Raw genomic sequence first — 22,197 nt, forward strand, 5'->3', positions numbered from 1 at the left:
CGCTCAATCCCCTTGCCAGACCTGATGACGTAAAGCCCATTTCCCGTTTTCAAACTTCCACAGATGGGGCGAGCGAAAAGTGTCCGCGAGATGCATGAAATAGTCCCTGTCCATGACGGGCTGTTCAAACATCCGCGAGGCTTCCGGGAATTCAGCGGCGGGAATGCTGAGATAACGGAATATCTCATCCGAGAAGCGCTCCGGATATTCACCGTCAAACCGCTTGGCCAACGCAACACCCTCTTCCCGTGTGATGTCGCCTGAACGAATTTCCTGCGCAGCATCGTAGGTAGCTCGGCCAATACCGAATTTCACAAACGTCGTGTAGTAATGAAAATCATCGATGCGATCGTCAATACTGTTGTACTTGCTATAAGTGCCTGGTGTGCGCTCGGGTGATGCCTGAAACCCTCCGTGCTCGACGGAATAGTAATAGCAGCTCTGCGGATGCCATTTGAGGTAATAGCCCAAATAGTGAACCTCTACCTTTTGCTCTTCGATCTGCGCGGGATTAGCCGGCAAATACGGCTGAAGCTCGTTCTCGTCAACACCAAACTCGCTTTTCAGGTCGGCCAATGAAGTGCCACCAAGAAATATCTTGGATTTGTCATCCGAAGTGAAATAGGACCAGTCGCGCTTGGCACTTTGGGTATCAGCAATTGGATTGCCATATTCGGCTTCGTTTTCCCCGTAGAACACAAGCGGAATTTTGTGCAGCAGTGCCATTTTGGGAGCGAGCGCTTTTTGCCCGAACATGAAGGGCTGGAACGGATGGAACAGATTTTCCACTGCTAGACGCGTGATCAGACGGTGGATTTTCCCGTTAGGCGTGCAAAGGAAATTATCGAAACCCGCATGCAACCAGCTTTGAAAATTTTTCCAACCCCAATCGGTATAGATGTGCGGGGCCCAGGTCACTGTCAGCGGGTGCATGCCGTATTTGAACTTCAGCATGTGCGCCGCATAGAAGCTGTCTTTACCGCCGGAGCCAGGTACCACGCAATCATAGGAGCCGTCCTTGCTCCGATGCCGGTCGCAAAGCTCCATAAGTTGCTTCTCGCGCAACGACCAGTCAATTTTGGTGTTCTTCTCCTCCGCCAGTTTGCAGGCATCGCAAACTCCATTTTCATCGAAATGAATCGTCTTTTTCTTGCTGTCTTTGGTGTGCCCGTATTCGACGGCGGAGTTAGGGCGCTGGTTCGAAATAATGCACTTCTTGCAAAACGCCACGTCGTAAGGAAGGCCATACCGGGTGTCTGCCGGATCCGGCACATCGCGTGTAAACGCGTCAATATCGAACAAACGGCGCTTAGGATAGCGAAACATTCTTGAAATCCCCCAAAAAAATTTGCAGCTGGATGAAGTCGGACTCGGTATCGATGTCCAAGGAGCGCTGATTTGGCATAACGTACGCAACAGTTTCGGCACTTAAAAAACTGCGGTTCTGCCTCAGCCAACCTGTTTTTGCCACATAGATGGCACCATTCAGAGAGTATACAGAGGGCAGATCCTGCCGACGAGTCGCCACTTGCGGCGGGAGGATGGGCTCGAGCGTGGAGTTATCTCGCAAAGTGAACATCCAGTAAGGACTTTCTTGCGATGCCGATACCGACACACATGCTGGAGCGTTTTGACCCTTGCACAACTCGATAGCTCGATCGATATCAAGCGCAGACCTCAGCGGCGAGGTAGGCTGAAGGAGAACCACCCACTCGAAGTCCGGAAAACGGTCTAGTGCGTCCACTACCACGTCCATGGAGGTGCTTTCATCTTGGGCCAGTCGGGCCTCTCGCACAAAAGGTACCTCGCATTCATACCGCCGCGCTTGCTCGATGATCGCCTCATCGTCGGACGACAGAATCACGCGATCGATACAAGCCGACTGTTTCGCAGCCTCGATCGTCCAAGCGATCAGCGGCTTACCGCCGACAACGCGAATGTTCTTGCCTGGCACCCCTTTCGATCCGCCACGAGCCGGGATGATCGCCAATGTTCCGCTGGAGGAGAGGTCACTCAAGTTGATCTCCAAGCGCACCCCACTCCCTCTGCGCACGCTCGAATTCCTCGATACGGCCGATATCAAGCCAATACTCGCGAAGGTGATAGGCGGCAGTGGGAGTCTTATCCATCAATAGCTTTTCAAAGAGCGTCGGCATGTCAAAAAAAACATCCGCAGGAATATGGTCGAGCGCTTCAGGCGAAAGGGTATAAATGCCGGCGTTGACATAGAACCGGTGCGTAGGTTTCTCATCGATGGATGTGATCATCGAGCCATCCATTCTCACCACCCCATAAGGAACCTGAAAGTCGTATTCACGTACCGCCATCGTCGCCGTCGCCGCATTTTCGTGATGAAAATTCAGCATGTTTTCGAAACGAACGCGCGTTAGCAAATCAGCATTCATTACAAAAAAAGGCTCTTCCGGTCGGAATGGCAATAGCGACAACGCACCGGCAGTCCCCAGCCGTTTGTCTTCTTCCAGATACTGAATCTCGACGCCCCATTTACTGCCGTCCTGGAAGTGGCTGCGGATGGAGTCGGCGAGGTAATTCACAGAGAGGAATATTTTCCGAAAGCCTTGCTCAGCAAAGCCTTCGACCACATTCTCCAGAATCGGCTTACCGCCGACCGGCAGCATGGGCTTGGGAGTGTTGGCGGTCAGTGGCAACAGACGGGTGCCGAGCCCCCCAGCCATCAGGACGACCCAATTCGGTCGCTCGACTACACCGGACAATTCATCAAGTGTGGCTAACCCTGCAACTCGCAACATGTCGTCAAGCAGGGGCACGTGGTGCAATACTTTGCGCCGCATCAGCGCCAGTAATTCGTTGCGAGGGGTATGAAAAGATGCCGTGGTCGGATGCAAATTCATCACTTCGCATGTAGGCGTAGCAAGTGCGACGCCGCGCAAGATGGCGCGACGGACATCACCGTCGCTCAAAACACCGGCCAGCGTTCCATCCCCGTTAAGCACCAGCGCGAGCTGAAGACCCGAACCATCTATTTTTGCAATTGCGTCCCCCAATAGCGTCTGCGGAGAGACGACTACCGATTTCCAGCTTTTCACTTTGACTTCCTTATTTTTGTGGTCGCGGGATTACCTGCTACAAACTGGCCGCGCGAGACATCGCGTCTTACCACAGCCCCAGCTCCAACCAACGCGCCATCGCCGATGTCGACACCGGGCAATATCGTAGCTCCGGCCCCGATCATCGCGCCTGCACCGACCTTCACACCCCCGCACAAAACTGCACCGGGTCCGACAAAGGCATGCGCCTGGATGACACAATCGTGATCTACGGAGGCGCGAGTATTGATCACCGCATTTGCGCCGATCCTTGCGTGGCATTGCAAAACTGCACCACTCATGACCTGGCAGCCCTCTCCGAGAACGACGTCACGCGCAAGCCAAACAGAGGGGTGCAGTACAGATGAGAAGTCGAAGCCCCGCGCCTTCCATTTCTCGAACATACGTGCGCGGAATTCCGCGCCTGCACCCATACTGATGCCGATACCATTGACCAGAAGAATATCGGAGGGCAGGAACCGCTCGAGAAAATCATCGCCGCCAAGGACGGGAATTCCGAAAATCAGCGAGTCGACAGCCTTTGCCGGATCAATAATCCCCACAACGCCTACACCGGTCGAAAGTAATGCGTCCAGCAAGACGCTGCCATGCCCTCCAGCCCCCAATAAATAGGTGCATCGCTCACTCATCAAGCACCTCGTCGGCGGCATAGCCGCGCGTAGCGGGCTTTCCCTGCATCTTCCAGAAATCGAACGGGGACATGCCGGCCGCCGGCCTTTTGCAGGCAACAGTCAACTTATCCCCCTTCGAAACAGCTTGCGCGGACACTAAGCTTTTGCGCGCAATAGTACGGTTTTTCCATTCCGTCGCCGTCGGTCGCTTGATGCCGTCCCCCATCGCCTGTTCTACGTCTCGGATTGCGGTCACCATTGCGGCCAGCTCGGCGGGTTCCAGGGACGCTTGATGGTCAGGCCCTGGTAGATTGCGGTCCAACGTGAAGTGCTTTTCGATGACCATGGCTCCGCGCGCCACAGCCGCCACTGGAATGTGGATGCCGCTCGTATGGTCCGAATATCCGGTCGTTAACCCAAACGCGAGCCGGATGGTATCCATAGCTCGCAGATTGACTTCGGCGAAAGGAGCGGGATACTCAGTTGTGCAATGCAAAAGCGTAACGCGATCTATCAAAGCCCTCTGTCCGGCGTCTGAGGCGAATGAAGCCTCAAAATCACCCGGCGCAGGAATAGCATGCGATACCTCGCAAAACCCGAAAGCCAAAACTCCCAGCGCGGCCTCAATCTCGGCCAGCGTGGACATACCAGTGGAAAGAATGACGGTTTCAGCGGCACGAGCGATCGCCAGCAGCAAAGGGGCATTTGTAAGGTCTCCGGAAGAGACTTTGATGTCCTTGATGCCAAAGCGCACCGTCAGCAGCTGAAGACTAGTTTCGTCGAACGGGGTAGAAAGAAACCTGACCCCCTTTTCTGCCGAATACGCGATCAACTGGTCGTGATCGTCCTCACTCAGCTCCAGCTTGCGTATCATTTCAAACTGAGATTCTGTCGCGGAAGTGTGGAGCACCTGATACTCTGCCTTTGGCGCTGCCATGGTGACGAGACTTTTGGCGGTGAAGGTCTGGAATTTCACGGCATCCACACCCGCCTTCGCTCCTGCGTCGATCAGTTGTTTGGCCATCTTCATGGAGCCGTTGTGATTAACTCCGGCCTCCGCGATGATAAAAGTAGACATGTCAGTCCTTGATTGCAATATCAAAAAACTCTTTGCGCACCATTGGCACCACTTTCTTGAGGGTGTCCTTGATCTTCCGACCCACGTCCCCCTGCCCATAAACGGAGGTTGTGTTGGAAAGTGTGGCGCGAAAGGCTGGCCCCAGAGCGAAGCGGACGGCTTCTGCGATGCTGTCAGCCGTCTCGGCCGCATCGACAATTGATTCCGCCTTGAGTCGTCCCTTTTGCCGATCTCCGATGTTGACAGTCGCCTTTTGCAGGGCTGGCGCCTCTGTCAATCCGCTGGACGAATTTCCGACGACGACATCGGCCTCACGCATAAGGCTGAGATATTTTTGCTGTCCCAATGAGACAAAGGCACGCCTGCGCTCAGGAACCTCCTGCACAAACTGGTCTATTAACCCGATCAGTGAACGCCCGCCGGTATCCGCATTCGGATAGGTGAGGACGATGGTTGCCTCCGGAAACTCACGGAGAGCCTTAAGCAACTCTAGCATCGCCCCCTCCGGCCCGCTCGCTGAAAGCGTCACCGGGTGGTACGTCACCAGCAGAAGTGGCGACCGAAGCTCAATCTGCAGGGCCGTCTCAAGCGCGGCGCGATTCAACCACGTTATCCCGGTCAGATGATCCAGCCCAGGCGCTCCATAATTAAACACCCTTTCGGGTTGCTCGCCCATCTGGATTACGCGCTGCCGATAGGGGTTCGCTGCCACGAAGTGCCATTGCGCCATTTTTGTGATGGCGTGACGTATCGCATCGTCATACGCACCTTCGGTAACTTCGCCGCCGTGAATATGAGCTATCGGCACTTGAGAGACCAACGCCACCTGCGCCACGGCAAGCATCTCGTAGCGGTCACCCGCTATGACGACCAGATCAGGTCGAAGTCGGTCCAGTACATCAGCGAAACCAATCACCCCCAAACCCATTGATTTGGCGATGGCAGATGAGGTGTCAGCCGACAGCAACATTTCCACTTTGGCATCGATCACAAACCCATCGTGTTCGATCTGGCGATAGGTCAATCCGAATTCGGGGGACAAATGAGCGCCAGTCACGATAAGTTGCAACTCGAGACAGGGATCCTGGCGAATCTCGTTCATCAGGGAGAAAAGCAAACCGTACTCGGCCCTTGTCCCCGTCGCCACGCAGATTTTGCGCAGCAGGCTCATGGCGTCAGCGTAGCCAGTTTCGCGCTGCTAGGTATGTTGATAATACTGGCTTCAAGCACTTCAGCAACCGGCAATTGAGCGCGCGGGCAATCAGCGTACATCGGCAATTTGTGCAACAACGTCCAAACCGGTCGGCAATGGTAGCCCTGCGCGTTAGCCTCGGTCAATAACTGGTCCCGCAGTTGCATATTGGCAGCGTCGAGAACAATCGCATTCAGCCAGAAGTTACTTACACAGCCTTTCTGCTCATCGACAAAATGAAACCCCGCGGCGTTTTCGTACGCAGCCTGATATTTCGCGGCAAGCAGACGTTTATTTGCAAGGAAACCGGCAAGGCTTTCGAGTTGGGCACAACCTAACGCAGCATTGATATTGGGCAGCCGATAGTTAAACGCAACTTCATCGTGAAAAAACTCCCATCGATGCGGTCGCTTGGCTGTGGTGGTGAGGTATTTTGCGCGACGAGCCATCTCCGAGTCATTCGTGACAAGCGCCCCACCGCCGCCAGTCGTCACAATTTTATTGCCGTTAAAACTCAGGGTTCCCACGCAACCAAAAGTACCAGTATGTTGCCCTTGATAACTGCTACCCAGCGACTCCGCCGCATCCTCAACAAAGGGAAGACCAAAACGCCCGGATACATCGAGCAGCCCGGCCAGATCGACAGGCCGCCCGAACGTGTGCATCGGAACAATGGCAGCAATACGTCGACCAGTCTCCTTATTTCGCAGTTCCCCCCCGGAGCGTTCAGCGATTCGCGCCAGGTGCTCCGCAAGTGCTTGCGGCGACAATCCAAGTGTTGTGGCATCACTGTCCACAAAGTGAGGTATTGCACCGCAATGCGACACAGCATTTGCCGTCGCAACGAACGACAACGACGGCACTAGCACTTCGTCGCCCCGCCGGACACCCGCAAGTTGCATCGCCACCTGTAGAGCCGCCGTGCCGTTGACAACGGCAACCGCATGGCGCGCTCCGGCAATCTCAGCCAGACGTCGTTCGAACTCATCGACATATTTGCCGACGGAAGACACCCATCCGGTATCAATGCATTCTTTGACATATGCCCATTCATTGCCACAGAATTCCGGCTCATGCAGCGAAATAGGAGTTGCAGGAGTTCCTAAAACACGGCTCAGGCCGGAAAGGAAAGATGTTGAGATGGATCCGGGCATATTAGGCATGTTAGATGTTGTATCTGTCGGCCTTGTATCGGGAGAGATTGGAGGTCTTGGTGAACCACTCGACGGTCTCAGCAATACCGCGCTTAAAGCCCTCCCGCCCCGCAAAAGCCGGTTGCCAGCCGAACAGGTTTCTGGCTTTGGCATTGTCGGCCCACAACCGCTCGACTTCAGAGTTTTCCGGGCGCATCCGGGCCTCGTCCGTGACTATCTCGATTTCCGTATTCATTACTTCGGCAATAAGTTTCGCCGTATCACCGATCGATATTTCGAAGTTGCTACCGAAATTGATAACCTCACCCAGCCCGCCATCGCTCTCCAACGCGGCGACAAAACCAGATACGGTATCTTTCACGAAGTTGAAATCGCGTGTAGGAGACACCGCTCCAAGCTTGATTTCTTTTCGTCCCGTGGCGATCTGCGTGATGATGGTCGGTATGACAGCACGAGCGGATTGGCGTGGACCATAGGTATTAAATGGTCGGGCAATAACCACCGGAAGATCGAACGACGCGTAATACGAATAGGCAAGTTGATCAGCGCCGATCTTGGAGGCTGAATAGGGCGACTGACCCTGCAGAGGATGGTCCTCGGTAATCGGCACAAATTTCGCCGTTCCGTAAACTTCACTGGTTGAAGTGTGCACCACTCGGCGCACACCCAAGTCTCGAGCGGCCTGCACAACATTCAACGTGCCTTTGACGTTGGTATCGATATAGGTGTCAGGCGAATGGTAGGAATAAGGTATGGCGATCAGCGCAGCGAGATGCAAAACCGCGTCGCAACCCTTCATCGCCATACGGACACCGTTGGGATCCCGTATGTCGCCCGAAAATACCTCGATGTTTCTCAGTATCGAGGCATCGATTTCATCCAACCATCCAAGCGAATTGAACGAGTTGTAAAGAACAAACGCGCGCACTTCGTGCCCGCGTTTGATAAGTTCTTCGGTAAGGTGGGATCCGATAAAACCGTCGGCTCCGGTGACTAGTACTTTTATAACAATCTCCGTTTGCTTGTCGGGGCAATTTTATCAGAGCCATGCAGCCCGGGGCCCGGCGCAAACGCGTGAATTTTCGTAGAACCAGTATGAGGGGGCTGCCCCTCAGGGCCGTTCCCGGAAAGTTTCGGCATCCCTTAGCGATGGTGCCGACGCGTCCTTTGCTGAAAGCACAGGCGGGGATGTGAGCGGCCAGTCGATGCCTACCGATGCGTCATTCCAGGCGACTGAACGCTCGAATTTCGGAGCGTAATAGTCCGTCGACTTGTAAAGAAAGTCTGCTTGCTCGCTCAACACCAGGAAGCCATGCGCGAACCCCGCCGGCACCCATAGCTGGCGGTGGTTGTGCTCGCTCAGCTCAACGCCGGTCCAGCGGCCGAAAGTTGGTGAATATTGCCGTACATCGACCGCCACATCAAATACCGCACCGCTGACGACCCGCACGAGCTTTCCTTGAGGTTGCTTGATCTGGTAATGCAGTCCTCGCAAAACATTTCTGGCAGACCGGGAATGGTTGTCCTGAACGAAATCGACGGTAACGCCAGTCGCGCTGCGGAAATCTCTGGCATTAAAACTTTCGAGAAAAAATCCGCGCCCATCGGAGAAAACCTGCGGTTCGATCACCAGCACGCCAGGCAAATCGGTCTGAATGACATTCATTGTGAAGTGTCTTCCCTGAGTATCCGCAGAAGGTATTGCCCGTAGCCGTTTTTCGACAGCGGCAAGGCAAGGGCTTCGAGCTGAACATCATCAATAAAGTGCTGCCTCCAGGCGATCTCTTCTGGGCACGCTATTTTCAGCCCTTGGCGATGCTCCAGCGTCGAGATGAACTGCCCCGCCTCCAGGAGACTGTCATGCGTTCCGGTGTCTAACCACGCATAGCCACGCTGAAGTATCTTGACGTCGAGTTCAGCCGCACGCATATACGCCTGATTTACAGAGGTGATCTCGAGCTCGCCACGCGCACTGGGCCGAATCGATTTGGCGATATCGACAACACGGCTGTCATAGAAGTACAGCCCTGTCACCGCAAAATTGCTTTTGGGATGTATCGGTTTCTCTTCAAGACTGATTGCCCGACCGTCGCGGTCAAAGGATACAACGCCATAGCGCTCTGGTTCCTGCACGTGGTAGGCAAAAACCGTCGCTCCCGAGGCTTGCGCATCAGCCGCCACAAGCACTTCCGACAGGTTGTGCCCATAAAAAATATTGTCGCCAAGGATCAGTGCACTTGACGAATTGTCAATAAATTTCTCCCCGATCAAGAATGCCTGGGCCAAGCCATCGGGACTGGGCTGCACCGCATACTGCAGGTTCAGCCCCCATTGAGAGCCATCACCAAGCAACTGGACAAAACGCGGGGTGTCTTGAGGTGTACTAATGACGAGGACATCGCGTATGCCAGCCAGCATCAAGGTGCTCAGCGGGTAGTAGATCATGGGTTTGTCGTACACCGGCAGCAATTGCTTGCTGATAGCAAGTGTTGCGGGATGTAGCCGCGTGCCTGAACCTCCGGCGAGAATGATTCCCTTGCGGCTACTCACGATTGCGATCCTGACATTGCTAACTCCTGAAATGTGCGGACAAGGCCGTCCCGCCAGTCAGGCATGACAAGCCCGAACTTCAATGCCAGCTTTCCCGTATCGAGGCGCGAATTATGCGGTCTTACAGCGCCTTGAGGAAAAGCCCCCGTGGGGACGCCGTGGATACTTTCTCTCGTCACCTTGAGCGGCATGTTCATCTCAAGGGCACGACCTACCAACCAATCTGCATAACCATGCCAGGATATTTCGCCCTTGGCCGCCAGATGGTATATCCCAGAGTCACCAGCGCTTGAGCTCTGGATTGCACGGTAAACAGCATGTGCTGTGACATCGGCAATCAAGTCCGCTCCCGTCGGAGCGCCTATTTGATCATCGATCACTTTCAACTGGTCTCGTTCAACCGCCAACTTCAGTATCTTTTTTGCGAAGTTATTGCCGCGCAAACCGTAAACCCAACTTGTCCTGAAGATCAAGTACTTCTCGCAATTGGCACTGATTAGCTGTTCACCATCCAGCTTTGTCTTTCCATAGATATTCAAGGGAGCCGGGATATCGTCCTCTGTCCACGGATCGTTTCCCGCCCCATTAAAAACATAGTCCGTTGAATAGTGAACCAGCCATGCACCGATCCGCTGGGCCTCCCGAGCCAACAACTGTGGCGCCAGTGCATTCACCGCGTGAGCCATATCGCCGTGCAGTTCCGCCTGGTCCACCCCGGTATAAGCCGCCGCATTCACAATAACGTCAGGTCGCAGTCGCCGCACAGTCTCGGCAAGATTGGTCAAGTCGGCCAAGTCGCCACAAAACTCCCTGCTATGGCGATCCAGCGCAACAAGTTTGCCAAGAGGAGCCAAACTTCTTTGCAACTCCCAACCGACCTGTCCATTTTTTCCGAGAAGCAATATCTTCACGATGCAGCACTCGAATTCTGGGAATATTGCCGACCCAACCATTCACGGTAAGCACCGCTTTGCACCCTGGCCACCCATTGCGGGTTTTGCAGGTACCACTGCACCGTCTTGCGTATTCCCGTTTCGAAAGTTTCGGCCGGCTTCCAGCCAAGCTCCTGCTCGAGCTTGCGTGCGTCGATCGCATAGCGCCGGTCATGCCCGGGACGGTCCTTCACGAAGCTGATCTGCGAGTGGTAGCTGCCGCCATCATGGCGCGGGCGCAATTCGTCCAGCAGCGCGCAGACTGTGTGGACAATGTCGATATTGGGCTTTTCGTTCCAGCCGCCAACGTTGTAGGTTTCACCGGGTTTACCGGCCTCCAGCACACGGCGCACTGCGCTGCAGTGGTCTTTGACATACAGCCAGTCGCGCACCTGCTGGCCGTCGCCATAGACCGGCAGCGGCTTGCCGGCAAGCGCGTTGACGATCATCAGCGGGATCAGCTTCTCGGGGAAATGATACGGGCCGTAGTTGTTGCTGCAGTTGGTCGTGACGACCGGCAATCCATAGGTGTGGTGGTAGGCACGCACGAGGTGGTCACTCGCGGCCTTGGACGCTGAATACGGGCTGTTCGGCTCGTAGCGATGGGTCTCGGTGAACGCGGCATCGGCAGGCGCGAGCGAGCCGTAGACCTCATCGGTTGAGACATGCAGCAGGCGAAACCCGGCTTTTGCATCGCCCTCAAGCGTGCTCCAGTACGCCCTGACGGCTTCAAGCAGGCGGAATGTGCCGACGATATTGGTCTGGATGAAGTCCTCCGGACCGAGGATCGAACGGTCGACATGCGACTCAGCCGCGAAATGGACCACCGCGCGCGGCCGGTGGGTGGCCAGCAACTGCCCGAGAAGGGCCGCGTCGCCGATGTCACCCTGCACAAAATGATGGCGGCTGTCGTCGTCGAGCGAAGCCAGGTTTTCCCGGTTGCCCGCATAAGTCAGCTTGTCGAGGTTGACGACCGGTTCTGCCGCAGATTGCGCCAGCCAGTCCAGGACAAAGTTGGAGCCGATGAAACCGGCTCCACCAGTTACCAAAATCATGGAATTGCCTTTTTTGACGTTGCAGGCAGCCGTGCAGGCCGCTCGCCAGGACCGGAATTATCCCATGGCAATCCGCGTACCGGGCCAAGCCGTCCCGGCTTGGCCAGCGTCAGAAATGAATCCCGCGCATCATCTGCTGCATCGCCACCGCTTCGGCCGACAGCGTCGGTTTGGCGCTCTTGTCGCCCTTGGCTGCCGATGAGTCGGGGAACATGCGAAAGCTGGTGTTCATGGCGATCTGGGCAATGCGCGGCACCAGCGCATGCATGAGCTGGCCGGTGATGCCCAGGCGCGTAGCCACGCGTACCGGCTTGAAGATGCAGGCCTGCGCAATCATGTCGGCGGCCTCTTCCGGAGACAGCGTGGGTACATTGTTGTACAGGTTGGTCGGCGCAATCATGGGCGTGCGAACCAGCGGCATGTTGATGGTGGTAAAGCTGATACCCACATCCGCGAACTCACTCGAGGCGCAGCGCGTCCACGCGTCCAGCGCGGCTTTGGAGGCTACATAGGCCGAGAAGCGCGGTGCGTTGGTCAGCACGCCGATGGAGCTGATATTGACCACATGGCCCTTGCGCTTGGCCGCCATGCCGGGTAACAGCCCCATGGTCACGCGCAGGCAGCCAAAGTAGTTGAGCTGCATGGTGCGCTCGTAATCGTGAAAACGGTCGTAGCTGGCCTCAATGGCGCGGCGGATGGAGCGGCCCGCGTTGTTGATCAGGAAGTCCACGCCGCCATGGTTGGCGATCAGCTCCTTGATGAAACGGTCGCAATCCACCATGTCAGCAATGTCGGCCGGGTAAGCCACGAAGTTATAGCCCTTGGCCTTGGCTTCCTTGCAGGCCTCATCAAGTTTGTCCTGGTCGCGCCCGCAGATGATGGTGATCGCGCCGGCATCGGCAAACTTGTGTGCCGCAGCCAGGCCGATGCCTGACGACCCACCGGTGACCAGCACCACCTTGCCGTTGACCGTGCCGCGCAGCGACCGGTCGATGTGCAGGTCGGGATCCAGGTGGCGTTCCCAGTAATCCCAGAGGCGCCAGGCGTAGTCTTTCAGGTTGGGGCATTCGATGTTCGAACCCTTGAGCGCAGCCATGGTGTCGCGGCAGTCAAAGCGGGTCGGGTAGTTGACAAACGTCAGCATGTCTTCCGGCAGGCCCAGGTCGGCCAGCACCGCATTGCGCACGCGGCGCACCGGCGCAAGTGCCATCAGGCTCTTTTTGACACCGCGCGGGATAAAGCCCAGCAGGGCGGCGTTCACGAACAGGTTCATCTTGGGCGCATGGGCTGCGCGGCTGAAGATGTCCAGCACATCACCGACGCGGTAACCCACCGGGTCCACCAGGTGAAAGCATTTTTTGGCAATGCCGGTTTTGTGGCTGAGGTGGTCCAGCGCATCGACAACAAAATCGACCGGAACGATATTGACCCGCCCGCCCTCCAGCCCCACCGCCGGCATCCATGGCGGCAGCAGCTGCCGCATGCGCTGGATCAGCTTGAAGAAGTAGTAGGGCCCGTCGATCTTGTCCATTTCGCCGGTGGTGCTGTCGCCGACCACCATGGCCGGGCGAAACACCGTCCACGGAACCTTGCATTCCTTGCGCACGATTTTTTCGCTCTCGTGCTTGGTCATGAAATACGGGTGTTCGTAGTTTTCGGCCTCCTCGAACATGTCCTCTCGGAACACGCCTTCATAGAGGCCGGCAGCGGCGATGGAGCTCACATGGTGAAAGTGGCCGGCGTCAATCGCCTTGGCAAATTCCACCGTATTGCGGGTACCGTCAATGTTGACGGCCACCTGGCTTTCCTCGTCGGCGCTCAGGTCATACACGGCGGCGAGGTGGTAAAAATGCCCGATCTGGCCCTTGAGTTTCTTGATGTCTTCGCTGCTGACGCCGAGCTTTTTGCTGGTCAGGTCGCCGTGCACGGCCACCGCACGGGCAGCAGGCACGCCCCAATACTCGCGCAGCGCCGCCACTTTGCCGGCGCTTTCCTTGCGGATCAGGAAATGAACGGTCGTTCCTTTTCGTTCCAGAAGTTTTTTTACCAGGCGCTTGCCAATGAAGCCTGTGGCCCCTGTAACGAAATAATGCATTTGTGTTTCCTCCGCTGAACGGCCAAGTCAAAAAGTGATTCTTGCTTAAACGGCATGACTCTCTATTCAGCAGAAACCCGCGCTCAGCCCGCCCGCGCGTGCTTTTCCATAGAGCCGCATGCCTAGAACCTGTCCACGGTTTAAACGGACCGCGTTCTAGAACACAGCACCTAAACACCGCCACGTGGAGGGCTTATATTTTCCCCATACGTGCGGCATACTGCCCGCGAAGTTCCATAACCACAAACTGTCTGGAGTAAACCATGGTCAAGAAACTGCAAAAAATGAGCGCCGACAAGAAGTCCGGCCCACAGCTGTCCGGTGCCGTCAAGGAGTCCGCCCAGCAAATCTGGCTGGCTGGCCTGGGCGCATTCTCCAAGGCGCAGGAAGAAGGCGGCAAAGTGTTTGAGACCCTGGTCAAGGAAGGCCTGTCCATCCAGCGCAAGACCCAGGCCGTGGCCGAAGGAAAAATTTCTGAAGCCACCAACAAGATGGCCAGCATGGCCACCGACATCCAGTCCAAGGCCGGCCACCAGTGGGACAAGCTGGAAAACATCTTTGAAGACCGCGTGGCCAAGGCCCTGAACAAACTCGGTGTGCCTTCGGCCAAAGACGTGGACGCCCTGATCGCACGCATTGACGAGCTCAACCGCAATGTGCAAAAAATGGGCGGCAAGCCAGCAGCGAAAACTGCAGCGGCAAAACCCGCAGCGAAAAAGGCGACCCGCCCCGCGGCCAAACGCCCTGCGGCACGCAAATCGGCTTAAGCACGGCGACCTCACAAGAAAGGGGACATGTCGTCCCTTTTTTTACGCCCGCGCGCAATCACCAGCACCCTGACTTTGCTGCAGAGCAGCAAATAGTTTCAAGGCCGCCGTCTACACTTTCCAGCCATGACCCAAGCGAAGCCCGCAAAAAATAAACGCCCTGCAAAACCACGCATCGCGCTAGCACTCTCGGGCGGCGGTCATCTAGCTGCTGCGCAGCCAGCCGACCCGGCAAAAATGACGAAACGGTCCGCCCCCCGGCCGCGCATTGCTCTGGCACTCTCTGGCGGCGGACCGTTGGGCGCCATTTACGAAATCGGTGCGCTGTGCGCGCTCGACGAATCCCTGCAGGGGCTTTCATTCACCGAACTGGACCACTATGTCGGCGTGTCCGCCGGCGGTTTTATCGCGGCGGGCCTGGCCAACGGCATGACGCCGCGCGAGCTGTGCGCTGCCTTCATTGAAAACGGCGATACGGTGTCGGAGGTGTTTGACCCGGCCTGGCTGATGGTGCCGGCGTACGGCGAATTTCTGAGGCGCGGCATCATGCTGCCCGGCCTGCTGGCGTCGGCGGCCTGGCGCGCCACCTTCGGGCGCAAGTCGCTGGTCAATGCGCTGGAGGCACTCGGCCCAGCCTTGCCCACCGGTGTTTTCTCCAATGACGAAATCGACACGCGCCTGGCCGCGCTGTTTTCCAAACCCGGCCGCACCAACGACTTTCGCCAGCTCCGCACGCGGCTGACGCTGGTCGCGACCAATCTGGACAGCGGGGACGCCGCGCCCTTCGGCCGCCCCGGCTGGGACCACGTGCCCATTTCCAAGGCCGTGCAGGCCAGCTCGGCCCTGCCGGGCCTGTTTCCGCCGGTGGAGATCGACAGCCACTACTACGTGGACGGCGCACTGAAGAAAACCATGCACGCCGGCGTGGCGCTGGACGACGGCGTTGACCTGATGTTCTGCCTGAACCCGCTGGTGCCTTTCAACGCAACCCGCGCACCCGCGCTGGCCATGAACCAGCGCGTCATGCGCCGCGGCCTGCCGCTTGAGAAGCAGGCCATTCCGCGCATCGTGCACGGCGGCCTGCCCGCCGTGATGAGCCAGACCTTCCGCTCGATGATCCACTCGCGGCTGGAGCTCGGCATGAAGCACTACGCGCACGCCTATCCCGGCACCGACATCGTGCTGATGGAACCCGACGCCCGCGACACCGAGATGTTCCTGGCCAATACCTTCAGTTACCGGCAGCGCCGCGAGCTGGCCGAGCACGCCTACCAGAACACCCGGCAGATGCTGCGCTCGCGCAAGACCACGTTGTCTGCCACGCTGGCGCGGCACGGCGTGTCGCTGAACCTGGACGTTCTGGAAGACCCCAGGCGCCACCTGGTGGCTGAAAGGCCTGCCGCCACGCGCGTGGGCCGCGCCATTGCCTCGCTCGAAGATGTGATGGAAGATCTGAGCCACGCGCTGCGGCCCGCTGCGCACAAGCTGCCCGCGTCAGCCCAGGCTTAACCCAAAGGTTTGCCAAAGGTGCATGCCATGCCGTTCACCTTGTTGCAAACCGCCGTGCGGATTGATGGACTTCCCTAGTGTCGCCCGGGGAGACGCTGGGTTAGAGTAAAGAACAACACGAGGTAGACAACTTATGGCGAAAAAAGCGCCGCGCCGTACAGCAGAGCGGATCCTGGAGGTCACCCTGGACCTGTTCAACCGCTTTGGCGAGCCCAATGTGTCGACCACGCTGATCTCCGCCGAGCTCAGCATCAGCCCCGGCAACCTGTACTACCACTACCCGGCCAAAGACGAGCTCATCAACTCGCTGTTTGACCGCTACGAAAAATCCCTGAGCGAGCTGCTCAATGCCAGCGACGGCGTGCGCGATGTGGAAGACGCCTGGTTCTTCATGCACACGCTGTTCGAGCTGATCTGGCAGTACCGCTTTTTGTACCGCGACCTCAACGACCTGCTGAGCAAGAACCGCCGCCTCGAAACCCACTTCCAGTGGGTGCTCAAGAACAAAACCCGTGCCGTGAAGGCCCTGCTGGACGGCATGAGCCGTTCCGGCGCCGTGACAATTGATTCGCGCGAGGTCGAGGCCACGGCCACCAGCATGGTGGTGGTGCTCACTTACTGGCTGAGCTTTGAGTACGTGCGCGACCCGCGCAACGCGCTGGAACCTGCCAACGCACAGGCCGCCCTGCTGCGCGGCGCGCACCACGTGCTCAACCTGCTGATTCCCTACCTGGAGCAAAGCCAGCGCGCGCACCTGCAGGCGCTGGTCGGTGCCTACAGCAACCCGGCTTGAATTCCGTCAAACTGCCGTCATTCATAACACCAACAATTTTTACCAAGGAGACAACACACATGGCCAAATGGACTGCCTTTCCCCACGCCGGCGACTACACATTTGATGCTGCCAGCCTGAAAAAGAGCTGGACCCGCCTGCACCAGGGTGACTGCGAGCCCCTGCCCAAGGATGCCGATGTGTTGCAGGCCTGGGCGCTGTTTCATAACGGCGACTTCCAGAAAGCGGCTGAGGCCGGCGCCAAGGCTGGCGGCGACGGCATCACAGTGGCCAACAAGGCCACCAGCATGTACGCCACCTATCTCGAAACCAAGGAAAAAGCCAAGCTGGACATGTTCATGGAAGTGGCCGCACGCGCCGAAGCCCAGCAAAAAGCCGACCCGAAGAACGCCAATGCCTGGTACTGGCAGGCCTACGCGCTGGGCCGCTACAGCCAGGGCATCAGCGTGGCCAAGGCGCTGGCCCAGGGACTGGGAACCAAGGTGAAGAATTCGCTGGAGCAGGCCATCAAGCTGTCACCCAAACACGCAGACGCGCACATTGCGCTGGCGGCCTTCCATGCCGAGGTGATCGACAAGGTGGGTTCGCTGATCGGCGGCATGACCTACGGCGCCAAAAAAGACATCGGCCTGGCGCTCTACAAGGACGCGCTCAAGCTGCACCCGGGCTCGGCCATCGGGATGATCGAATACGCCAACGGCCTCGTCATGCTGGAAGGCGACAAAAAAATGAAGGAAGCCACCAAGCTGTACGAACAGGCCGCGGCCAGCAAACCGCTGGACGCCACCGAACGGCTGGACGTGGAGATGGCCAAGGCCGAGCTCGAGGACTGAGCCGGCACCGGAAAGCCTCACCGCAACATTCCCGGCAGGGCCCGCGCGTCGCAAGGCGCACGGGCCCTGCCCGTTTTTTGCTACTGTTTTGATAGCTGCTTGCGCCCGTCAGTATTGGGCTTTAGGCCAAATCGATGCTCAAAAACAGGCCAAAAGACCTTCGCCGGTGCTTTGGGGCCGGTCTTGGTGATTTCCAGCGCCGCACAGCAGGTTTTGAGGCATTTTTTGAGTGCCAAACAGGGCTGCAAGGCACAAAGGTCGAGCGCAAGCAGCTATTAAAACCATAGCATCAACATGAACCAAACAACGTCTGGCGCCGGGCCAGACCGGCTCAAGCCCTCACACCGGCCGCGCCGCGTCCACCCAGGGCTTGCCCCGGTACCACGCATGCCTGGCCAGCCGCAGCATGGGCTTGTCGCCGGAGGTATCGCCATAGGCATACAGGGTGACGCCGTCCAGCGCTGTCTCCCCATAGCGCGCCAGTGCCCAGGCCTTCAGGCGCAGCACCTTCTGCTCGCCATGGCAGTTGGGGGTGCTCATGCGGCCAGTGAGGCGGCCGGTAAGATGCCTGCCCTCACCCTCGCCCACCACTTCCATTTCCGTGCAGAGCAGCGCGTCAAACCCCAGCTGGCGCGCCACTACCTGCAGGTAGATGTCGGGCGACGCGCTGACCATGACACAGCAATGCCCGGCCTCGCGGTGCCAGGCCAGGCGCGCCATGGCGTCCTCGCGCAGCTGGCCGGGAAAATCGTGGGCCAGCCAGCGGGCCGTCCAGCCCTCCATCTCGGCCAGGCTGCGGCCGGCCAGCGTGGCCTGCATCAGCCGGCCTTTGGCGACGTGGTTGGGCACCAGGCGCAGCGCATAACCGGCCAGCCAGGGGAAACAGCGGAGCAAGGCCCCCAGGAACCGCGGCCAGCCCAGGCCGCGCGCCAGGAACGGCATGAAGGTGTCGCGCCGGGTCAGCGTGCCGTCGAAGTCAAAAGCGGCAACGACAGGGCCGGTCTCGGCAGCGATCACCTCGCGCATCGCACCTGCCCGCAGTAGCGCACGCAGAACGGGCAGCCCGTCATCGGCAGCCATGAAGGAATGTTGAAGTAGCGCTTGAAGATTGTGCCCAGCACACCTTCGCGGTAGGCCTGGTATTTGAAGCCCGTGCCTTCGACCGCGTAAAAGGGCACGCCGTCCTGCTCGAAGCTGAGCACACGCACCGACTCGAAGTAAGGCGAAAACTCTTCCAGCTTCGGCTTGTCGGCAACGATGACACGCACCGTTTTGCCCTGGTAGAGCGAAAAGTCGACCAGCATGTCGTCCTGCCGCGCATGGAACTTGCCGACGCCGAACACCGGCATGTATTCGCGGCGCTCAAAACCGAAAATCGACGCGGGCGTGTAGGCCTCGCCCATCAGCACCACGCCGGGCACGGTGACCTGCTGCAGCATTTCGGCCGTTTTGTAGCTGCGGATGATTTGCGGATACAGCTTGGTCGTTTTCCAGGTATCCAGCGACGTCATGTACAGCCCGGCCACCGCCAGCACATGCAGGCCGGCAAACACGGCCAGCCCCTTGGCGCAGGCTTTGAGCCTGTCAGCCGGCAAGGCAAACGCCAGAAAAGCAAAGCCAAAAGGATAAAACGACAGCACCCAGTGCAGGCCGATCACCTTCTTGCCTGACAGCAGCGCAAAAAACAGCAGCGGCACCACCACCAGGCAGGCCAGCAGGCGCTGGCTTCGCGCAGCAGCCAGCAACGCCTGGCGGTAGCGCACAGCCATCCACACCGCCACGGGCGTGATCAGGTAGACCATCATGCCGATGTAGGTCAGCGGCTTGCGCCATTCGAACACCGCGTCTTCATTGCGGTTGTAGACGTTGAACATGATGTTCGACCAGCCGTGCGACATGTTGTAGGCGATGTTGATGGCCGGGCCGGGCAAGGCGCACAGCACCAGCAGCGCAAAACCCGCGAGCCGTTCACGCCGGTACAACACGAAGTAGACGAGATAACTGAAGCCGAGTACCACCGAGAAGTACTTCGACAGAAAAGCACAGCCCAGGAAGAAGCCCGACAGGGCGTAGAGGCCGTAGGCGGCACGGTCCAGCGCCGCACGTCGTTCGGCGCGCATCAGCGCGGCAACGGACAGCGCCGACCAGAAAATCAGTGGCGTGTCGGTGGTGATCAGGACGTTGAGCCAGTTCAGCGGCGCCAGCCAGAAAAACAGCACGGCCCAGGCAGCGCGCACCTTGCCCGCGGGCTTGAGCGCCCACCACAGCGCCGCGCCCAGCGCCAGCGGCAGCAGCACGATGGGCAGGCGTATCGACCAGAGGCTGTCGCCCAGCGTGGCGCGCATCAACGCAATCAGCCAGCCCACCATGGGCGGGTGGTCTGAATAACCCCACGCGGGGTACACCCCCCACCAATAGAAAAAGGCCTCGTCGCCGGTGACCGGAAAGGTGACGGCGATCCAGAACCGCAGCAGCAGCGACAGGAGGCCCGCACCCAGCAGCCAGCGGCTCAGCGAAACGGGAAAGGCGGCGGTGTCGTGGTTCTGGGGCATGGAAACTGGGAGAACGGGTAGGTCTGGCGGCTTTGCATGTTGCAGGCAAGGCCAGGAAAGAAGGCCCGCAGGGGCTAGCGAAAACTGATTTCCTTGCGGATGGCCGCACTATAAAGCAAGGCCACCACGCCAATCGCGACAGCCAGCCACAGGGTCAGCAGCCGCACCAGCACGGTAATGGCCAGCGCTGCAGCCGGTGTGGCGCCCTGTGCCACCAGCAGGCCGGTCAGCACGGCTTCGGTACCGCCCAGGCCCGCAGGCAGGGCAGACAACGCCCCGGCCACCATGGCGACCGCGTAGAACCCGGTGGCTGTCAGCAGGCCGAGGGGGACATTCATCTCGCGGCACACCAGCCAGACCGCGACGCCCTGGGCGGCCCAGGCCGTGAGCGTGAGGCCAAACCAGAGCAGCGGGCGCACCGCCAGGCACAACCAGGCCTCCTGCAGCCAGGCAAAGCGCTGGAACAGTCGTGCGCGGTGTTTGAACAGCAGGCCCACCACCAGTGCCAGCAGCAGAACCGCGACGGCCAGCAGCCCGGCCAGCCAGCCGGGCGACGACGGCATCGCACCATGGTTCAGGCCCCACCACACGGCGGGAAAACACAGCAGCAACAGGCACAGCAAATCGGCCAGCCGTTCGGCGCCGAAGATGGCCAGGCTTTGTGCGGTGCCCAACGGACGCTGCGCCAGCATCAGGCCGCGCACCGCTTCACCCACATTGCCGGGTGTCGGCGTAAAGGCATAACCGGCCAGATAGAGCCTCAGCCCCTGCAGCCAGCCGAAATGGCGCCCGAAGTGGGCCATCCAGAGCCGCCAGCGCAGGCCGCGCAGCAGATAGTTGAGCAGGCAAAGGCCTGCTGCCTGCACGCCCGTCCACGACCACAGCAATGCGAGCGACGCCCTGGGGCTGTCACCCCAGACCAGCAGCACGGCCGCATAAGCCGTGGCCACCACGCCAAGCACCAGCAACAGCCGCTTGAACGGCAAGGTGCCGCGCGCGGGCGGCGGAGCGCCCCCGGGAATCACAGGCGGCGGCTCAGGAAAATGGCCAGCCAGAGCGCGCCGGCCGCCAGGATCCACGGGTCCCGCAGCATGTCGCGCGCCACGTCTTCACCGCGGCCGCGGTGCACCTGGTAGGTGTAGCGCAGCATGCCGAAAATGACCACCGGCACGGTGTAGAGCAGGCGCTCGCCGTGCTGCAGCTGCGCCTCGGGGCTGGTGGCAAACAGGCTGTAGGTGGTGAGCGTGGCCGTCATGGTCGCGGCCATAAAGGTGTCGAGCAAGGCCGCCGGGTAGTGCGCCAGCACGGCGCGCTGGCTGGCTTCTTCATGAAAAGTTTCGGCCTTGCGTTTGGAAAAACCGAGGAACAGGGCCACAAAAATACCGGTGAGCAGCAGCCAGCGCGAAGGCGGAATGCCGACGGCCACGGTGCCGGCCAGCAGGCGCAGCATGAAGCCCGAGGCAATGATGGACACGTCGACCACCGGCACCTGCTTGAGCCGCCACGAATACGCCAGGTTGAGCACCGTGTACAGGCCCAGCAGCACCAGCAGCGTGCGGTTGCCCGCGGCCAGCAGCAGGCCCGCCACCAGCAACAGGCCCGCCAGCACCAGCGAAACCGGCACGGCGACTGCGCCGCTGGCCAGCGGCCGGTGGCGCTTGGTGGGGTGCAGGGCGTCGCTTGCGCGGTCATGCCAGTCGTTGATGATGTAGACCATGCTTGAGAGGCAGCAGAACGCGGCAAAGGCGTAGAAGACGCGCAGGTCCAGCGCGGTGTCCTGCCAGTTCTGGCTGAACACCAGGCCGGCAAACACAAAGGCATTTTTGAGCCACTGGTGCGGCCGCATGAGCCGTATCAATGCAAGCGGGGAAGAGGACAAGGAAGGGGACGAGGAAGACATCAGGATGGGCAAAAACGCCCCGGAGGAAAGCGACGTTGAAGCATACCTGACGGGACCGGCTTCACATATCAGGGAATGCGGCCAAAA

Annotated in this window: 21 protein-coding genes; 4 read left to right on the top strand and 17 right to left on the bottom strand. The window is 58.9% G+C overall.

What is annotated here, in order from left to right:
* Nucleotides 1-3 precede the first annotated feature (3 nt).
* The 13 genes from AC1D11_RS13150 to AC1D11_RS13210 all read right to left on the bottom strand — a co-directional run bounded on the left by AC1D11_RS13150 (nt 4) and on the right by AC1D11_RS13210 (nt 13,756).
* Nucleotides 4-1,326 carry an N-acetyl sugar amidotransferase gene (locus AC1D11_RS13150; RefSeq protein WP_477651454.1) on the bottom strand — a complete coding sequence of 441 codons (1,323 nt, stop codon included), beginning with the start codon at nt 1,324-1,326 and terminating at the stop codon, nt 4-6.
* Nucleotides 1,310-2,017 (bottom strand): acylneuraminate cytidylyltransferase family protein, encoded by a 708-nt coding sequence (locus tag AC1D11_RS13155; RefSeq protein ID WP_477651283.1) that lies wholly within the window; start codon nt 2,015-2,017, stop codon nt 1,310-1,312. The genes AC1D11_RS13150 and AC1D11_RS13155 overlap by 17 nt, the downstream gene beginning before the upstream one ends.
* Nucleotides 2,010-3,068: a nucleotidyltransferase family protein gene (locus AC1D11_RS13160; RefSeq protein ID WP_477651455.1), complete on the bottom strand. Its 1,059-nt coding sequence runs from the start codon at nt 3,066-3,068 to the stop codon at nt 2,010-2,012. The genes AC1D11_RS13155 and AC1D11_RS13160 overlap by 8 nt, the downstream gene beginning before the upstream one ends.
* Nucleotides 3,065-3,739, bottom strand: coding sequence for an acetyltransferase (locus AC1D11_RS13165; RefSeq protein WP_477650813.1), 675 nt, complete (start codon nt 3,737-3,739; stop codon nt 3,065-3,067). Before AC1D11_RS13165 ends, AC1D11_RS13160 begins: the two co-directional genes overlap by 4 nt.
* Complete coding sequence (gene neuB / locus AC1D11_RS13170; RefSeq protein WP_477651280.1) at nt 3,711-4,778, bottom strand: N-acetylneuraminate synthase; 1,068 nt, start codon at nt 4,776-4,778, stop codon at nt 3,711-3,713. Before neuB ends, AC1D11_RS13165 begins: the two co-directional genes overlap by 29 nt.
* A 1-nt stretch (nt 4,779) precedes the next feature.
* Nucleotides 4,780-5,949, bottom strand: a complete 1,170-nt coding sequence (gene neuC / locus AC1D11_RS13175; protein WP_477650441.1) for a UDP-N-acetylglucosamine 2-epimerase — start codon at nt 5,947-5,949, stop codon at nt 4,780-4,782.
* Nucleotides 5,946-7,133 carry a LegC family aminotransferase gene (locus AC1D11_RS13180; protein ID WP_477651279.1) on the bottom strand — a complete coding sequence of 396 codons (1,188 nt, stop codon included), beginning with the start codon at nt 7,131-7,133 and terminating at the stop codon, nt 5,946-5,948. The genes neuC and AC1D11_RS13180 overlap by 4 nt, the downstream gene beginning before the upstream one ends.
* A 1-nt stretch (nt 7,134) precedes the next feature.
* Nucleotides 7,135-8,136 (bottom strand): NAD-dependent 4,6-dehydratase LegB, encoded by a 1,002-nt coding sequence (locus AC1D11_RS13185; RefSeq protein ID WP_477651458.1) that lies wholly within the window; start codon nt 8,134-8,136, stop codon nt 7,135-7,137.
* 99 nt (nt 8,137-8,235) lie between these two features.
* Complete coding sequence (gene rfbC, locus AC1D11_RS13190) at nt 8,236-8,790, bottom strand: dTDP-4-dehydrorhamnose 3,5-epimerase (protein ID WP_477650482.1); 555 nt, start codon at nt 8,788-8,790, stop codon at nt 8,236-8,238.
* Nucleotides 8,787-9,674 (bottom strand): glucose-1-phosphate thymidylyltransferase RfbA, encoded by an 888-nt coding sequence (gene rfbA, locus AC1D11_RS13195; RefSeq protein ID WP_477651278.1) that lies wholly within the window; start codon nt 9,672-9,674, stop codon nt 8,787-8,789. The genes rfbC and rfbA overlap by 4 nt, the downstream gene beginning before the upstream one ends.
* A complete protein-coding gene (gene rfbD, locus AC1D11_RS13200) occupies nt 9,671-10,585 on the bottom strand; it encodes a dTDP-4-dehydrorhamnose reductase (protein ID WP_477650484.1) in 915 nt (304 codons plus the stop codon). Before rfbD ends, rfbA begins: the two co-directional genes overlap by 4 nt.
* Nucleotides 10,582-11,661: a dTDP-glucose 4,6-dehydratase gene (gene rfbB / locus AC1D11_RS13205; protein ID WP_477651277.1), complete on the bottom strand. Its 1,080-nt coding sequence runs from the start codon at nt 11,659-11,661 to the stop codon at nt 10,582-10,584. Before rfbB ends, rfbD begins: the two co-directional genes overlap by 4 nt.
* Before the next feature lie 109 nt (nt 11,662-11,770).
* Complete coding sequence (locus AC1D11_RS13210) at nt 11,771-13,756, bottom strand: SDR family oxidoreductase (protein WP_477647459.1); 1,986 nt, start codon at nt 13,754-13,756, stop codon at nt 11,771-11,773.
* 263 nt (nt 13,757-14,019) lie between these two features.
* Here AC1D11_RS13210 and AC1D11_RS13215 point away from each other — a divergent pair, with 263 nt between their 5' ends.
* The 4 genes from AC1D11_RS13215 (at nt 14,020) to AC1D11_RS13230 (ending at nt 17,658) form a co-directional block, all read left to right on the top strand.
* Nucleotides 14,020-14,523: a phasin family protein gene (locus AC1D11_RS13215; protein ID WP_477647460.1), complete on the top strand. Its 504-nt coding sequence runs from the start codon at nt 14,020-14,022 to the stop codon at nt 14,521-14,523.
* Between the two features lie 237 nt (nt 14,524-14,760).
* Nucleotides 14,761-16,032 (top strand): patatin-like phospholipase family protein, encoded by a 1,272-nt coding sequence (locus AC1D11_RS13220; RefSeq protein ID WP_477647461.1) that lies wholly within the window; start codon nt 14,761-14,763, stop codon nt 16,030-16,032.
* A 133-nt stretch (nt 16,033-16,165) separates the two neighbouring features.
* Nucleotides 16,166-16,825 carry a TetR/AcrR family transcriptional regulator gene (locus AC1D11_RS13225; protein ID WP_477647462.1) on the top strand — a complete coding sequence of 220 codons (660 nt, stop codon included), beginning with the start codon at nt 16,166-16,168 and terminating at the stop codon, nt 16,823-16,825.
* 59 nt (nt 16,826-16,884) lie between these two features.
* Entirely contained in the window at nt 16,885-17,658 is a 774-nt protein-coding gene (locus tag AC1D11_RS13230; protein WP_477647463.1) for a tetratricopeptide repeat protein, read from the top strand.
* Nucleotides 17,659-17,997: 339 nt separating this feature from the next.
* Here the strand turns inward: AC1D11_RS13230 and AC1D11_RS13235 are convergent, their stop codons facing one another.
* From AC1D11_RS13235 to AC1D11_RS13250, 4 genes are all read right to left on the bottom strand, one after another.
* Entirely contained in the window at nt 17,998-18,738 is a 741-nt protein-coding gene (locus tag AC1D11_RS13235) for an HAD-IB family hydrolase (RefSeq protein WP_477647464.1), read from the bottom strand.
* Nucleotides 18,672-20,210 (bottom strand): ArnT family glycosyltransferase, encoded by a 1,539-nt coding sequence (locus tag AC1D11_RS13240; RefSeq protein ID WP_477647465.1) that lies wholly within the window; start codon nt 20,208-20,210, stop codon nt 18,672-18,674. The genes AC1D11_RS13235 and AC1D11_RS13240 overlap by 67 nt, the downstream gene beginning before the upstream one ends.
* Before the next feature lie 74 nt (nt 20,211-20,284).
* Complete coding sequence (locus tag AC1D11_RS13245; RefSeq protein WP_477651456.1) at nt 20,285-21,235, bottom strand: lysylphosphatidylglycerol synthase transmembrane domain-containing protein; 951 nt, start codon at nt 21,233-21,235, stop codon at nt 20,285-20,287.
* On the bottom strand, nt 21,232-22,110 hold the full coding sequence (locus AC1D11_RS13250) for a decaprenyl-phosphate phosphoribosyltransferase (protein ID WP_477647467.1): 879 nt from the start codon (nt 22,108-22,110) through the stop codon (nt 21,232-21,234). The genes AC1D11_RS13245 and AC1D11_RS13250 overlap by 4 nt, the downstream gene beginning before the upstream one ends.
* Nucleotides 22,111-22,197 lie beyond the last annotated feature (87 nt).

This window comes from Polaromonas sp. P1_E11, assembly GCF_056405995.1.

Coding starts and splice junctions, on each gene's coding strand:
- AC1D11_RS13150 (WP_477651454.1), bottom strand. CDS start 1,326: ATGTTTCGCTATCCTAAGCGCCGTTTGTTCGATATTGACGCGTTTACA.
- AC1D11_RS13165 (WP_477650813.1), bottom strand. CDS start 3,739: ATGCCGCCGACGAGGTGCTTGATGAGTGAGCGATGCACCTATTTATTG.
- neuB (WP_477651280.1), bottom strand. CDS start 4,778: ATGTCTACTTTTATCATCGCGGAGGCCGGAGTTAATCACAACGGCTCC.
- neuC (WP_477650441.1), bottom strand. CDS start 5,949: ATGAGCCTGCTGCGCAAAATCTGCGTGGCGACGGGGACAAGGGCCGAG.
- AC1D11_RS13180 (WP_477651279.1), bottom strand. CDS start 7,133: ATGCCTAATATGCCCGGATCCATCTCAACATCTTTCCTTTCCGGCCTG.
- rfbC (WP_477650482.1), bottom strand. CDS start 8,790: ATGAATGTCATTCAGACCGATTTGCCTGGCGTGCTGGTGATCGAACCG.
- rfbB (WP_477651277.1), bottom strand. CDS start 11,661: ATGATTTTGGTAACTGGTGGAGCCGGTTTCATCGGCTCCAACTTTGTC.
- AC1D11_RS13210 (WP_477647459.1), bottom strand. CDS start 13,756: ATGCATTATTTCGTTACAGGGGCCACAGGCTTCATTGGCAAGCGCCTG.
- AC1D11_RS13215 (WP_477647460.1), top strand. CDS start 14,020: ATGGTCAAGAAACTGCAAAAAATGAGCGCCGACAAGAAGTCCGGCCCA.
- AC1D11_RS13220 (WP_477647461.1), top strand. CDS start 14,761: ATGACGAAACGGTCCGCCCCCCGGCCGCGCATTGCTCTGGCACTCTCT.
- AC1D11_RS13225 (WP_477647462.1), top strand. CDS start 16,166: ATGGCGAAAAAAGCGCCGCGCCGTACAGCAGAGCGGATCCTGGAGGTC.
- AC1D11_RS13230 (WP_477647463.1), top strand. CDS start 16,885: ATGGCCAAATGGACTGCCTTTCCCCACGCCGGCGACTACACATTTGAT.
- AC1D11_RS13235 (WP_477647464.1), bottom strand. CDS start 18,738: ATGGCTGCCGATGACGGGCTGCCCGTTCTGCGTGCGCTACTGCGGGCA.
- AC1D11_RS13240 (WP_477647465.1), bottom strand. CDS start 20,210: ATGCCCCAGAACCACGACACCGCCGCCTTTCCCGTTTCGCTGAGCCGC.
- AC1D11_RS13250 (WP_477647467.1), bottom strand. CDS start 22,110: ATGTCTTCCTCGTCCCCTTCCTTGTCCTCTTCCCCGCTTGCATTGATA.